The following is a 13,241-nucleotide window of genomic DNA, read 5'->3' on the forward strand; positions in this document are numbered from 1 at the left end:
CCATTTATGTATCATTTCTGTATTCTAAAATATCACCTGGCTGACAATCAAGTGCTTTACATATTGCCTCCAAAGTTGAAAACCTAATAGCTTTTGCCTTCCCATTCTTAAGTATAGAAAGGTTTGCCATGGTTATTCCAACTTTCTTTGTAAGCTCTGTTACACTCATTTTCCTCTTAGCCAACATAACATCAATATTTATTATAATTGCCATATATTTACCTCACACAGTTAAATCATTTTCTGATTTTATATCAATAGCATCTTGCAGAAGTCGTTGAAGAACAGCCGAAAAGACTGCAACCACAGAAGCAGCAAAGATAAAAATGACTGGAAATCCCACTAGGCCCGGCGCATCCTCTGCATCCGCTACAGGGAATACGAACGGTATGAGTAATGCATATATAATACTGATTGTGATTGCACAGTACTTGATATACTTTAAAGACTTTATGGATAATTCCGAGAAAGCTTTGCTCTTATCAATATAGCATAGTATTTTAAAAGTTTGATATAAAGCAAAATAAAATGGTATAACTGTTACATATATACCTATTATAATAGGATATAGTATTAGCTCATGATTATTTGGATTTAATGGATACTTGTATAAATCAAACAATCCAAATATACCAAGGGCAAGAACTGGAATTCCAATAACAATAACAGCTATTTTCAAGAAAATTGTTGAATATCGTTTCATAAAAATCGCCTCACTTTTAATTTATATGTATATAATAGCATCTTGTTTATCGTTTATCAATAAATATTTATTGATTTTTACTGGAAATTTATTGTTTTGTTTAAAAATATGGTAAAGTATAAAATAGGATATTGACTCTAACATGGTGTGAGGCATTACTATTAGATTGTACTTATCAATGATATTTTAGGAGTTGATTTTATGTTTAAGATTGGAGATTTTTCTAAACTAACAATGGTATCTATACGTATGCTTCGATATTATGATGAGATGGGACTTTTCAAGCCAGCCAAAATAGATGCATTTACTGGATATAGATATTATTCAGCCAAGCAAATTACCAAGCTGAATTTAATTGTTTCTCTTCGGGATATAGGTTTTAATGTGTCTGATATATCAATTGCCATAAATGAGCAATCTGATGAAAAATTAAAAGAAATCTTAAAACAAAAGGAAGTAGAAATAAGAAACAATATTAAAGCTGAAGAAGAAAAGCTAAGAAAAATCAGTGCTAAAATTGAGAATTTAAAAAAGGAGAGAATCAATATGAATTATAATGTTACACTGAAATCAATACCCTCATATAAAGTTATCTCATTAAGAGATACTGTACCAACATATGAATTAGAGGGAATCCTCTGGCAGAGGTTAGGTGAATACATTCAGAATAAAAAAATTTCTTGTGATAATATGGCTTATTCAACCTATCACGATGAGGATTATAAAGAAGGTCCAGCTGACATAGAGGTTTCAGTTGTCGTTGAAAAATCATTAAATGCTTCTAATGGCTTTACTTTCAAAGAAACTTCACCAATAGACTGTGTTGTAAGCATATTAGTACCAGGTGAATATTCAAATATTGCCCCTGCATATAATTATATCGGAGAATGGATTGAAGAAAATGGATATGATATATGCGGCAGTGCCCGTGCATTACCTCTAAAAGGATCCTGCAATGAAGCAAACCCTAATGATTATTTAACCGAACTTCAAGTCCCGGTAAAAAAAATCATATAAGTATAATCTACAATCAATATAAAAACCAGCAAATTACTTGCTGGTTAAAACAACTATTCCTTCTTCTCTCTCAAATTAAAATAGGTTAATCCCCAAAAGACAATCATATCCAAAACAATTAATATCACTATTGTAATTTTACCATTACCACTTCTCATCCATTTTTCTGTTAAGCTTAGTCTTGAAATAATTCCAATAATTCCTGAACTCCATATAAAAGGTAAAAATGGCAACCAAATCTTTCTATCCTGCTTTTCATGACTAAATGCCCATATTGTAACAACAATAATCAGAATAACTATTGCCAAAATTCCCAATGACTTTGACAAGTGCAAAATCAAAATAGACGGAGTAAATAATTGAATCAATACAAATGAGCCAATTATCAAAACACAAAACACCCATAGAACAACAAAAGAAGCAATCTTCCCTTTAATAATTTTTGTATAAACGCTCTTGTGTATTATGAAAAATACAATTCCTACAATTAAAAAACTCAATAAACCATTTAAAATTAGTATGAGAATATTTATCCCCTTATCTGGATCAGTTAATGTATTTAATATTGTAAAGAAAAAGCTAATTCCAAAAATCAGCATTACTAGTTTCAATGTTTGTTTCCTGCTGCATTTGCCAAGATTATGAATCAATTCATCTGCTGCCACCTGAGGGCTTTTTCCAAAGAAATCCTCCGCTGATTGACTATCATTTTGAGCAGAAACTATATCCTGTAAAATTTGCAGCAATAAGTTTTCTATTTCGTAATCATCATAAAACAATCCAGCGCTGCGAATGTATAGCAATAATTGTTCATAATATTCTTTATTTTCATTGGTCAATTTTTCCCGTAATTGATTATTCAGGTTAATAATTTTCTCTACGGAATTATCATGTTTATTCATAAAGTTTTTCCCCTTTCAAGCATATGAGATTATTAACATTGGATACTAAATTTTGCCATTGTTGAATAAATTCCTGACAATGAACTCTTCCCTCTGAAGTTATACAATAGTACTTTCTATCCGGACCTTCCGGTGAAGATTTTATTTTACTTGAAAGATAGCCCTGTTTCTCCAATTTCTGCAGCAATGGATATACAGTACCTGCAACTATTTCCTTAAACCCGTATTCTTTCAACATCTGAACCATTTCATATCCATATACTTCATTTTCCAAAACAATTAGAAGTACACATCCTTCAAGTACACCTTTCAAAAGCTGAGTTTGTTTCAAAATATCCCTTCTCACTTTATCTATATTGTATTACATACTAGTGTAATATCATTATAAAGGAACTCGTCTACTATGTAAAGCATAATAGCTAAAGTTATTGATATATTTCACTAATTACTATATAATGAAACATGTATCAAACATGTTTGGAAATAAAGAGGTGCTAAATTGAATAAATCAGATAATACTAAAAATAAATTGATTGCATCTGTAATAGAGCTATTGCAGGAGTGTAATGATATCTCAGAAATAACATCAAGAAAGATAACAGAAAGAGCAAAAATAAATTTATCAACAATAAATTATTATTTTGATTCCAAAGATGAATTAATGAATATTGCAGTAAATAAATTAATAGGAGATTCTGCATACACCTATTTTCAGGATATTAAAGATAATATAAAATTACCAAAAGATAAACTTAGATATTTTTTAATTTCTATCAGTGATATAATTGTACACTATAAAAAATATACAAAACAAATTACTCCTTATATTTTACTTCACGGATCTTTTTCCCAAACTATTGAAATACTCCCATTGGTTAAAAAATGCTTTAAGGAAAGTAAAAGTGATGAAGAGTGCAAAATTATTTCATATCAACTAATTTCATTTATGCAATTAGTATTTTACAGATCAGATGAATTTAAATCCTTTAGTACAATTGATATTATGAATAAACAAGAAAGAGATAATCTTATTGATACAGAGCTTGATTTACTTATTAAATAAAGATTTTGGGGAGGTATAATAATGGTCAAATCATTTAATTTATCTGAATATATGAGTAAAAGCATTGAAAATATAGTAAAGAATATTTTAAAATCATCTATAAAAAGTCCAAAGGAAACTGAATTTGTAATAAAATATATGCTGTCGGTAAAAGCTGCTAAAAATAAAAGGTCTATATTGGAAAATAAGGGGGAACATATTCCACCATTTTTCATGGCAAGTATTGCTACCAATTGCAATTTACATTGTAGGGGTTGTTATGCAAGAGCCAATAACTCATGTGGAGATAATTTAAAAGATAGTGAAATGTCTGAAGAAAGATGGGGACAGATATTCAATGAAGCAAAGGAAATCGGCATTTCATTTGGATTGTTATTAGGAGGAGAGCCTTTAACAAGAAGAGACGTTATTGAAAAAGCTTCTGCTGTTAAAGAAATGGTCTTTCCAATTTTCACAAATGGAACTCTGTTTAATAAAAGTTATATAAATTTATTCAATAAGAATAGAAATCTTGTACCAATAATAAGTATTGAAGGTAATAAAGATCAAACTGATGCCAGACGTGGAATAGGCACTTATAATTCAATAATGTCTGCAATGACTAATTTGAATAAAAAGGCAATCTTATTCGGATGTTCTATAACTGTAACAACTGAAAATATAAGTACTGTTACAAGTAAGGAATTTGTACAGAAACTCTGTAGTAAAGGATCAAGAATATTGGTATTTGTGGAGTATGCTCCAGTAGACAAATCTACCAGGAATCTTGCACCTACAGATAAAGAACATTTAATATTAGAAGAAAATATAGAGGAATTGAGAAAAGGATTTGAAAATATGGTACTTTTATCATTTCCCGGTGATGAAAAATACATGGGTGGATGTCTGGCAGCTGGAAGAGGATTTTTTCACATAAATGCCAATGGTGGAGCAGAACCATGTCCCCTCTCACCATACTCGGATGTCAATTTAAATGAATACAGTTTAAGAACTGCTTTAAAATCTCCATTATTTAAAAAGCTTAAGGATAATGAAATGTTGACTGGAGAACATGATGGTGGATGTTTATTATTTGAAAAAGAAGATGATGTTAAAGCATTATTGGATCTGTAATAAATTAAATTCCAATATTCCTAGCTCTATTTATATCGCATTATACTTTTAAATAATTGATGAAAATTAAATGTATTGTAAAGATACACCGCACTAAGCACTAATATTAGCAACAATATACTATAGCTAACTATAAATTTTACTCTATTGCTTTTAGTAAGTTTAAAATAAGAGTCACTTTTATATTTTTTAGTAAAATTATATGTTTCATAAATCCCTATTACCAAAATAGCCAATGATAAAACCTTTTCCTTTAATCTCTTTGCAGATATAAGTAAATACAATATAAATGGCAATCCAATATAACATATAATGGGCGATATTGCCTCAGCTATATGTCCACCATCAAGTGGCTTTACAGGGATTAAATTCATTAAGTTTAATACTATTGAAGTGAAGCTTAACACTAAAAATGTAACATCCCCTGTAAAATAATAAATTATATAGTAAATAAGGCCAAGTATACTACCAATAAGTGGACCTCCTATTGCAACAATTGCATTTTCCTTACAATTGTCAGTGCTTTGATGAACTATATATGCTCCAAAAGGAGTAAATCCACCAAACACGACTTTTAATTTTAAAGATTTTGCAAAAATATAATGTCCAGATTCATGAACAATAAGAATAAATAAATATCCTATTGCATAATAAAAATTAATAGCACATCCTAATATTAATATTGTTAAGGAAACTATAAATATATTGAATATTATTTTGCCAGCATCCGGCTTTTTAATTAAATCCATATCCTCTTTCATATTGTAATCCTCTAATATTTTAATTTTTCAAATGCTCTTTTATTCTAAAATACAACTCCATCTCTTATATTAATAATAGTATAAATCTCCTACTAAAAAAATGGCCATAAATGGAATCCGCCATTTTTATCTTTGGGATTTGATGGTTGTCCTTTTTCTTTAGAATCAGCATCTTTTGCATCTTGTTTTGAATCAGGAGATTCAGCAGCTAGTGAAATATTGGATGAATCGAGATTCAATATGAATTTGTCCGCTTTACCCTCTATATTAATAGTAAAATTATCACTATTGACTTTAGCTAAATCCAATTCACCATTTTGGTTGGTCTTGGTAATATCAATACTTGATATAGTCTTGTCCTTATCATTATTTACAGATACTTTCACATTAGAACCATTTAATAACTCTGATTTAAAGGATATTTTACGTTTTGACTCTTTTTTATTAATTTTCAGTTTTATTTTTTCCACTTTGTTTAATGGTTGAAAAGAGTATTTAATATCTTTCGAAACTATTCCAAAATAACTACATCCATAAAACATAAAACTACTTAACAAACAAATAAATAACAATAAACATCTGTATTTTTTCATAAATTATATTTCCCTTCTCTTAATATGTAGAAAATCAAAAAATAATTTAATTTTTATTATTTATGCAGGTCAAATACCCTTGTTCTTACCAACTTCTTTAACAATACGACTTGTGTAATAGAAAATAAAATAAAGAAAAAAATGCCTGTTAAAATTATTCTTTTCATATTGCTAGGTATTGCTAAATTCACTAATGTAGTAAATATAATTGTTGAAATAGCAGCTGATACTAAAACTGCCTTTTTATTCAACTGTTTTTCCTTACTATCTAAACTTTTCTTCATAATACTTTCCCTTCTTTTTTAAGAATAATTCACTATTATTTCAATATTTTCTACAACTATGAATAATACTTTTTTAATTCAGCAACTATATTTTGAAATGTATCCTCGAGTGTAAAAATATCGCTATGTAGTGCATTATCTATCTCCACCACTGACAAATTTTTTTGTTTTAAGGTCGTTTACATAAAGCCTTTATCTCTGGTATATCTCTTGAAGCATAAATAATGGATTTTTTTGTGTTGGTGTTAATATTACGGAAGGTATTCTCAAATTATTGCCTTCAATTATTTTTCGTTCAATCTCCATTTGAATCCCTCCTAAATAATATAATAACTTAACTATTATAAAATCATTATATCATTACTTAGACACTTTTCCACCTTTATACATTCTAAAAGCAGTAAATATACATCCAATTTCAAGCACTTTGTGCAAATTAATTTGAAGTGCTTGCAGTGGTTTTTCCATAATAAAGCCTTAAGATTTTATTAAGAAAATTATTTATTATATAACTTTTTGTTTTGCAGTACTATAATGATAAGTGTTTAATCAAAAAGAAAGGATATACATTATGAGTGTCAATATTTTGGTTGTAGACGATGAGCAGTCCATAGCGGATCTAGTCGAAGTCTATTTAAAAAATGAAGGTTTTACAATATACAAATTTTATAACGGCCAAGATGCATTCCAGTGTGTTGAGTCAGAACATCTGGAGCTTGCGATACTTGATATCATGCTGCCGGATATTGATGGCTTCACTCTCTGCCAGAAAATTAGGGAAAACCATAATTTCCCTGTCATCATGTTGACTGCCAAAGAAGAGGAAATTGATAAAATCACCGGATTGACACTAGGTGCGGATGACTACATAACAAAACCCTTTCAGCCCTTGGAACTTGTTGCCCGTGTCAAGGCGCAGCTTCGGAGATTTACAAAATATAATTCTGCAGAACCAAACCAGGAAGAACACTTTATTGCCTTTTCCGGATTGGTATTGGATATGGATACCCATGAATGTACGCTAAATGAAAAAAAGATATCTCTCACACCTAAAGAATTTTCAATTCTTTGGGTCCTTTGTTCCAATCGCGGACGTGTGGTAAGTTCGGAAGAATTGTTCCACGAAGTATGGAGGGATAAGTATTTCACCAACAGCAATAATACTGTAATGGTTCATATCAGGCATTTAAGGGAAAAAATACACGACAGTGCAGAACATCCTAAATACATCAAAACAGTATGGGGAGTTGGCTATAAAATTGAAAAGTAAGAGAGATAGAAGAAGAAATGACTATACAAAATTAAAAGGAAAAGTATTTTTTCAAATGCTTATGATTACAGTTGCTGCCGCCGTCATTGTTTATCTATTGCGTCATATCCTGCGTGGACAAATTGGAGATCGTATTGTTCAATATTTAGTCAACGCTTTTCATTTTGAAAGTTCGGATGCACATGAAATCTATCAGCTGATAATTCGCAACAATATGGAAATGATCCTTTTTGTTATAATCCTAATATTTTTATTAGGCATCCTTTTTCGATTTTCTGTTTCCTGGTTTACAAAATATTTTGATGAAATCAGTAATGGAATGGATAAACTTGTTGGGGAAACTAACGATGAAATTATATTATCACCGGAATTGGATTTTATGGAAAATAAACTTAAGCAGATAAAAAACAAGTTGGAAAAGCAAAAGAGAGCCGCACTTGATGCCGAACAGCGCAAAAATGATTTGGTGGTTTACCTGGTTCATGATATAAAGACACCTCTGACCTCCGTTATAGGATACTTGAGCCTTTTGGATGAAGCTCCTGATATGCCTCCTGAACAGAAGGCAAAATATGTAGGTATTACACTGGAAAAAGCTTATAGATTAGAACAGCTTATAAATGAATTTTTTGAGATAACAAGGTTTAATCTTCAAACTATTTTTTTGAATAAAGGAAAAATCAATTTACTGTTCATGCTGCAGCAGATGGCAGATGAATTCTATCCAATGCTGACTCCGCAGAGAAAGCAGGTATCCGTGAATATACCTGACGGCCTCACTCTGTGGGGAGATGCAGACAAACTAGCCCGTGTTTTCAACAACATTCTGAAAAACGCAATAGCCTATAGCTATGAAAATGGTGTCATTAATATTTCTGCTGAAGAGCAGGACAAAAATATTGTTATAACCTTTATGAATCAAGGCAATCCAATTCCACAAGAAAAGCTGGAAACGATATTTAAGAAATTCTTTCGGCTGGACACATCCCGTTCTACCAATACAGGCGGTGCAGGGCTTGGACTTGCTATTGCCAAAGAAATCGTAAACGCACATGGAGGCAATATTTTCGTGCAAAGTAATACAGAAAAAACAGTTTTTACTGTCGTGCTTCCACAAAAATAAAGGAAAGGGCAATTTATCTGATTAAATCAGATAGATTGTCCTCTTATAAATAAAGATATTCTACAATTCGTAATATACGATTTATATATTAACTCTAATTTTAAGTACAAACTGCAGTAAAGGTATTAAAAATGGGTGAAACACAAAGAGCATACCGGCAAATGTACTGACCATATAAAAAACCGCCTCTTCATGAAGGAGCAATGGAGTTTTTTTTATATTGGTACTTTGGACAGAGACCTTTTCCTGTAGTTTTGACAAATGCTCTTTCATCATCCTGAAAATTACCCATCCGATTAACGCTCCGAGAGTATTCATCATCAAATCATCAATATCCGTTATTCTTCTATTGAACAATTGACTCAATTCTATTATAAGAGATAATGTAAAACCAGTTAATGCTGTTTTCCATAACACTTCATACTTTTTCCAAATAAATGGGATCATAAATCCAAGAGGTATAAAAAGCAATACATTTTCTATGTATGGACGAACATTCTCTGCAATCCAGCGAAATGGAATGAGATTAATATCATTTGGTGAAATATTCAACCCCTTTGATGCTATTATTCCAAAGCTGTTATGAACAACATCGCTTATGGAAGTAATACCAGTAAAAATCAGCACACCAGTAAGATAGTACACAAATATATATGCAATTACAATATGTTCAATTGACAGTTTACAATCAATCTTTTTGATTTGAGAGTTCAGTATTACATGGTATGGAATCAAGAATGGCAAAGTACCAATAAAACACGTAATTGACACTATAATAATAAACATTAAATTCACCTCCGTTGTACTTAACCCGTTCATAATAGCATATTTAAAAAAGAAATGTCTTAATAAAACCTTAAGAATTTCATAAGATGGAATTCCAACATGTCTCTTTTTTCTGTGGTTAAATGATACCAGTACAGAACAAGGAGCTGTTTTATATGGTACGAAAAGTAAAAAGAGAAAATCCAGGAATACTAATATTTATAATATTTCTATTAATTGCTGTTATTGCCTTTAGTGTTCATAAATTCATCATTACTCAAGAAAAACAACATATATTTAAGATAGAAACGGACTCAACTGTCTCCATATCTCCTGACAAGCTGACCAGTCCCAATGCTATTCTGGTCCGTTTAAAAGATGATGCTATCCTAATGCAAAAAAATAGCCAAGAAAAAATCTATCCTGCTTCTTTGACTAAAATTATGACAGCCATTGTTGCAATAGAAAATCTATCTAACCTCAATGAAGAAATAGAGCTTACCAACTACACATTTCAGGGACTGTACAAAGCAGATGCATCAATGACGGGTTTTCAGCCTGGTGAAAATGTACGCGCTATTGACCTTTTATATGGAGCACTACTTCCAAGTGGTGCAGAGTCTTGTATTGGGCTTGCAGATCAAATTGCAGGTTCGGAGCAAGGATTCGTAAAGATGATGAATCAAAAGGCGGCAGATATTGGTATGGACAATACCCATTTTGAAAATGCCACCGGCCTTCATAATAAAAATCATTATACAACAGTTAAGGATATGGCTATTCTTCTAAGCTATGCATTGCAAAATGATACTTTCCGTGAGATTTTCACTTCATCCCGTCATTCCACACAACCTACGAATAAACACCCTGACGGTATGACCTTTTACAGTACCATGTTTCAGGAACTCATCAATCAAAATACTATTGACGGAGAAATTTTAGGAGGAAAAACTGGATACACGGATGAAGCTGGTCTATGTCTCGCTAGTCTCGCCAAAGTAGGTAGACAGGAATACATTCTGATTTCAGCTGGTGCGAAAGGGGATCACCATTCCGAACAATATAATATTACCGATGCATTAGCTGTATACAGCAGTATAGAAAAATAATACGAACTATTTAATTTTTATTTTTGTCGGATTTATATTTATATAAGGTTCACCATTTGAATAGTTAAGTTGATTTATCACTAGATGTAATTTATTTATTTTGTTAAAGTAAGGGCTTTCAAATGATAAATTTACACAATTTTCCGAATCCATTCTTACCAAAGCATTTCCCGAAATACTATATTTATTTCCTTTCTCATCTGTTAAATAAGGCAATTTGCTAGTATCCCCTCCAATTATTCTTCCAATTGAACTACATTGGTATTTATCAATACTATTTTTACCTAATTGTACTCTGATTTCAGTATGGGTAGGATAGATTTTTACACTTTTTAAAGTAAAATTAGTATTATTAATTGAAAATGGAATATTATTATATTCTTCTGGCTTTTGTGATTTTAGATTTTTATCAAGCTTTATTGCAAAATTCCAATTACCAGATATATTTTTCGGTTCTCTATTGAATTTTGAAGTAAAATTATTATAAGCTTCTTTAGAATAAGACATATTATATGCTTCAGTAACACCTGAAATTGTTAAATTTATTTTATCAGGTATTTTCATATCCCTTATACTTATTAACTCTATTGAACCAAAAGTTTTCTTATTTTGGGAGTAATTTTCAATAGAATTACCTAATGATGAAATTATACATTTATAATTTGTATTGCTTAACGCTAAGCTATCTTCATTTTTATTATTCAATTTAGGCGGAAGTATTTGTGATCTAAAGTCATTACTGCTCAGGAGGGTTTTTCCATTGTTATCAGTTATAGAAAATTTTTCTAGCAAAATATTCTTGATGTCCTTATCAGCTATTATTCCATTTAATGTATATAATATAAATATATCTTTATCATCTGTTATTACATTATCAACAGTAATACTTATATTCTTATCTTTTTGAATTTTGCTTATATTTTGAGATAAATTTTGATTTACAGCACTATTTATATTTTTATCATAATGAAATTGTACAGCATTGGCAATAGATGATATTACAGGTACATCACTTAATGACTCTGCAAAAACAGGTATAAAATTAACACTGCTAATAAAAATAATAATCAATGAAGCTATTGCAACATTAATCTTAATCAGCCTTAGTTTTATATTTCTTATTTTTTTATCTCTCTTTGCTTTTGAAATAGATTTTTTAATTACGTCATCAAGTCTATTTGATATAGTAATTTTTTCAAATCCATTTTTAGGATCATGTTTCATTTAAATACACCCCTTTTCTAATTCAACTTTCAACTTTTTTAATGCTCTTCTTAAATAAACTTTTACCGTGCCTTCCGGATATTCCAAAAGTTTAGAAATTTGGGAAATAGTCATATCTTGAAAGTATTTTAAAATAATTAAGTTTTTATACTTTATATTTAAATTATCCATTGCATTATATAAGTCAATATTTTTAGATATGTTAAATTCCATTTCTGAAATATTACTATTCTTGTCTAATAAACTATAATCATCAACATAAATAATATTTTTATTACTTTTTAACTTATTTATAGATAAATTTATGAGTATTTTTATAATCCAGCTGCTAAAATACTGTGATTCTCTTAATTTGTTTATATTCATATAAGCTTTATATACAGTATCACTTACAATATCTAAAGCATCTTGTTCATTTCTTACATATATAAAGGCCATTTTATATAGATTTTGTTTATAAAAATTTATCAACTCAACAAATGATGTATCATCTCCTCTTTTAGCATTATTTACAAGATCTTGAATTTTATCTGATTCTTTGACTTTCACTACCTCACTCCTCTTCAAATACATTTGAAAACTATTTATCATACATTAATTAGACACTTTTAGCATATAAAAAGTTACACTTAATACCATTTATTAAGTTAAAAAGATTAGCAAAATTTCTAAAAAACAAACAAATATAACAAAAAAATTAGCAAAAAGAGTACAAATACTCTTTTTGCTTTTATATATAGTTAGAATAAAAGTAGCAATACTTAGCCCTAATCACCTCTATATGGAAATTCCAATCACTTTAAATATGTAATACTTAAAACAATTTTTTAAATATGTTATTATGCTCTTTTACATTTACAGATAAAATACCTTTAGTATTTATTGAATTTAGAGTTACATCTATTTTACCTCTATATCCCTTTTCAAAGTAACCTAGTAAATAAATTGAATGCTTACTACCCTTATTGTCAAAATAATACATTGTCATATTACTTTCATCAAAATCTTTAGATAGCTTTAACTTTATTGTATATTTACCATGTTTACTAATATTTGTAATTTTCACATCATTAATAAGTGCAGAAGATTTAATTTTTAGCCCACTTATTTCTTTAAATGTATTATTATTTATAGATATTTTAACGCCTGGTTTAAAAAAACTATAAATTAAATATAATGCTATTAAACAAATAGCAATTATTAAAAAATATTTACCTTTTCTCATTATATACCATTCCTCATCTTTAAATAAATAATAAATTCATTATATTAATATAACATAATGTTAATCGATGTGATATTTGGAATATAATT

General features: G+C 29.5%; 17 protein-coding genes. 6 read left to right on the forward strand and 11 right to left on the reverse strand.

The genetic code is table 11. From position 1 onward, the window contains the following. Positions 1-4: 4 nt before the first annotated feature. Both KM800_RS07870 and KM800_RS07875 read right to left on the reverse strand, forming a co-directional pair. Positions 5-214: a helix-turn-helix domain-containing protein gene (locus tag KM800_RS07870; RefSeq protein WP_017752111.1), complete on the reverse strand. Its 210-nt coding sequence runs from the start codon at positions 212-214 to the stop codon at positions 5-7. Positions 215-223: 9 nt separating this feature from the next. After that, entirely contained in the window at positions 224-703 is a 480-nt protein-coding gene (locus KM800_RS07875) for a DUF2975 domain-containing protein (protein WP_217812590.1), read from the reverse strand. 201 nt (positions 704-904) lie between these two features. On the opposite strand from KM800_RS07875, the gene KM800_RS07880 reads away from it, so the two are divergent. After that, entirely contained in the window at positions 905-1,720 is an 816-nt protein-coding gene (locus KM800_RS07880) for a MerR family transcriptional regulator (RefSeq protein ID WP_217812591.1), read from the forward strand. A 53-nt stretch (positions 1,721-1,773) separates the two neighbouring features. Here KM800_RS07880 and KM800_RS07885 read toward each other — a convergent pair whose 3' ends face one another. Together KM800_RS07885 and KM800_RS07890 are read right to left on the reverse strand one after the other, a co-directional pair. After that, positions 1,774-2,622 (reverse strand): DUF1129 family protein, encoded by an 849-nt coding sequence (locus KM800_RS07885; RefSeq protein ID WP_217812592.1) that lies wholly within the window; start codon positions 2,620-2,622, stop codon positions 1,774-1,776. After that, positions 2,615-2,953, reverse strand: a complete 339-nt coding sequence (locus tag KM800_RS07890) for a PadR family transcriptional regulator (protein WP_217812593.1) — start codon at positions 2,951-2,953, stop codon at positions 2,615-2,617. The genes KM800_RS07885 and KM800_RS07890 overlap by 8 nt, the downstream gene beginning before the upstream one ends. A 168-nt stretch (positions 2,954-3,121) precedes the next feature. Here KM800_RS07890 and KM800_RS07895 point away from each other — a divergent pair, with 168 nt between their 5' ends. Both KM800_RS07895 and KM800_RS07900 read left to right on the forward strand, forming a co-directional pair. Next, entirely contained in the window at positions 3,122-3,685 is a 564-nt protein-coding gene (locus tag KM800_RS07895; RefSeq protein WP_217812594.1) for a TetR/AcrR family transcriptional regulator, read from the forward strand. A gap of 21 nt (positions 3,686-3,706) precedes the next feature. Continuing rightward, positions 3,707-4,798, forward strand: a complete 1,092-nt coding sequence (locus KM800_RS07900; RefSeq protein ID WP_217812595.1) for a radical SAM protein — start codon at positions 3,707-3,709, stop codon at positions 4,796-4,798. A 26-nt stretch (positions 4,799-4,824) separates the two neighbouring features. Here the strand turns inward: KM800_RS07900 and KM800_RS07905 are convergent, their stop codons facing one another. From KM800_RS07905 to KM800_RS07915, 3 genes are all read right to left on the reverse strand, one after another. After that, complete coding sequence (locus KM800_RS07905; protein ID WP_017894994.1) at positions 4,825-5,559, reverse strand: site-2 protease family protein; 735 nt, start codon at positions 5,557-5,559, stop codon at positions 4,825-4,827. Positions 5,560-5,651: 92 nt separating this feature from the next. Then, positions 5,652-6,152, reverse strand: a complete 501-nt coding sequence (locus tag KM800_RS07910) for a hypothetical protein (RefSeq protein ID WP_017752119.1) — start codon at positions 6,150-6,152, stop codon at positions 5,652-5,654. Between the two features lie 56 nt (positions 6,153-6,208). Then, the gene (locus tag KM800_RS07915) at positions 6,209-6,436 is read right to left on the reverse strand and encodes a hypothetical protein (protein WP_017894992.1); all 228 of its coding nucleotides are present in this window, start codon (positions 6,434-6,436) and stop codon (positions 6,209-6,211) included. A gap of 571 nt (positions 6,437-7,007) precedes the next feature. Here KM800_RS07915 and vanR point away from each other — a divergent pair. Further along, positions 7,008-7,706: a VanR-ABDEGLN family response regulator transcription factor gene (vanR, locus tag KM800_RS07920; RefSeq protein ID WP_217810748.1), complete on the forward strand. Its 699-nt coding sequence runs from the start codon at positions 7,008-7,010 to the stop codon at positions 7,704-7,706. After that, positions 7,684-8,829: a sensor histidine kinase gene (locus KM800_RS07925; RefSeq protein ID WP_419195463.1), complete on the forward strand. Its 1,146-nt coding sequence runs from the start codon at positions 7,684-7,686 to the stop codon at positions 8,827-8,829. Before vanR ends, KM800_RS07925 begins: the two co-directional genes overlap by 23 nt. An 81-nt stretch (positions 8,830-8,910) precedes the next feature. Here the strand turns inward: KM800_RS07925 and KM800_RS07930 are convergent, their stop codons facing one another. Beyond that, positions 8,911-9,615: a VanZ family protein gene (locus KM800_RS07930; protein ID WP_217812597.1), complete on the reverse strand. Its 705-nt coding sequence runs from the start codon at positions 9,613-9,615 to the stop codon at positions 8,911-8,913. A gap of 155 nt (positions 9,616-9,770) precedes the next feature. On the opposite strand from KM800_RS07930, the gene KM800_RS07935 reads away from it, so the two are divergent. Continuing rightward, on the forward strand, positions 9,771-10,703 hold the full coding sequence (locus tag KM800_RS07935; RefSeq protein ID WP_217812598.1) for a D-alanyl-D-alanine carboxypeptidase family protein: 933 nt from the start codon (positions 9,771-9,773) through the stop codon (positions 10,701-10,703). Between the two features lie 6 nt (positions 10,704-10,709). Here the strand turns inward: KM800_RS07935 and KM800_RS07940 are convergent, their stop codons facing one another. The 3 genes from KM800_RS07940 to KM800_RS07950 form a co-directional block, all read right to left on the reverse strand. Next, positions 10,710-11,927 (reverse strand): DUF4179 domain-containing protein, encoded by a 1,218-nt coding sequence (locus KM800_RS07940; RefSeq protein ID WP_017752720.1) that lies wholly within the window; start codon positions 11,925-11,927, stop codon positions 10,710-10,712. Next, positions 11,928-12,476 (reverse strand): sigma-70 family RNA polymerase sigma factor, encoded by a 549-nt coding sequence (locus KM800_RS07945; RefSeq protein WP_017752719.1) that lies wholly within the window; start codon positions 12,474-12,476, stop codon positions 11,928-11,930. Between the two features lie 265 nt (positions 12,477-12,741). Then, complete coding sequence (locus KM800_RS07950; RefSeq protein ID WP_217812599.1) at positions 12,742-13,152, reverse strand: hypothetical protein; 411 nt, start codon at positions 13,150-13,152, stop codon at positions 12,742-12,744. Between the last annotated feature and the right edge of the window lie 89 nt (positions 13,153-13,241).

The organism is Clostridium tyrobutyricum (assembly GCF_019144085.1).
Lineage (GTDB): Bacteria > Bacillota > Clostridia > Clostridiales > Clostridiaceae > Clostridium_B > Clostridium_B tyrobutyricum_A.

Coding starts and splice junctions, on each gene's coding strand:
- KM800_RS07935 (WP_217812598.1), top strand. CDS start 9,771: ATGGTACGAAAAGTAAAAAGAGAAAATCCAGGAATACTAATATTTATA.
- KM800_RS07870 (WP_017752111.1), bottom strand. CDS start 214: ATGGCAATTATAATAAATATTGATGTTATGTTGGCTAAGAGGAAAATG.
- KM800_RS07880 (WP_217812591.1), top strand. CDS start 905: ATGTTTAAGATTGGAGATTTTTCTAAACTAACAATGGTATCTATACGT.
- KM800_RS07885 (WP_217812592.1), bottom strand. CDS start 2,622: ATGAATAAACATGATAATTCCGTAGAGAAAATTATTAACCTGAATAAT.
- KM800_RS07875 (WP_217812590.1), bottom strand. CDS start 703: ATGAAACGATATTCAACAATTTTCTTGAAAATAGCTGTTATTGTTATT.
- KM800_RS07905 (WP_017894994.1), bottom strand. CDS start 5,559: ATGAAAGAGGATATGGATTTAATTAAAAAGCCGGATGCTGGCAAAATA.
- vanR (WP_217810748.1), top strand. CDS start 7,008: ATGAGTGTCAATATTTTGGTTGTAGACGATGAGCAGTCCATAGCGGAT.
- KM800_RS07900 (WP_217812595.1), top strand. CDS start 3,707: ATGGTCAAATCATTTAATTTATCTGAATATATGAGTAAAAGCATTGAA.
- KM800_RS07940 (WP_017752720.1), bottom strand. CDS start 11,927: ATGAAACATGATCCTAAAAATGGATTTGAAAAAATTACTATATCAAAT.
- KM800_RS07950 (WP_217812599.1), bottom strand. CDS start 13,152: ATGAGAAAAGGTAAATATTTTTTAATAATTGCTATTTGTTTAATAGCA.
- KM800_RS07910 (WP_017752119.1), bottom strand. CDS start 6,152: ATGAAAAAATACAGATGTTTATTGTTATTTATTTGTTTGTTAAGTAGT.
- KM800_RS07930 (WP_217812597.1), bottom strand. CDS start 9,615: ATGTTTATTATTATAGTGTCAATTACGTGTTTTATTGGTACTTTGCCA.
- KM800_RS07915 (WP_017894992.1), bottom strand. CDS start 6,436: ATGAAGAAAAGTTTAGATAGTAAGGAAAAACAGTTGAATAAAAAGGCA.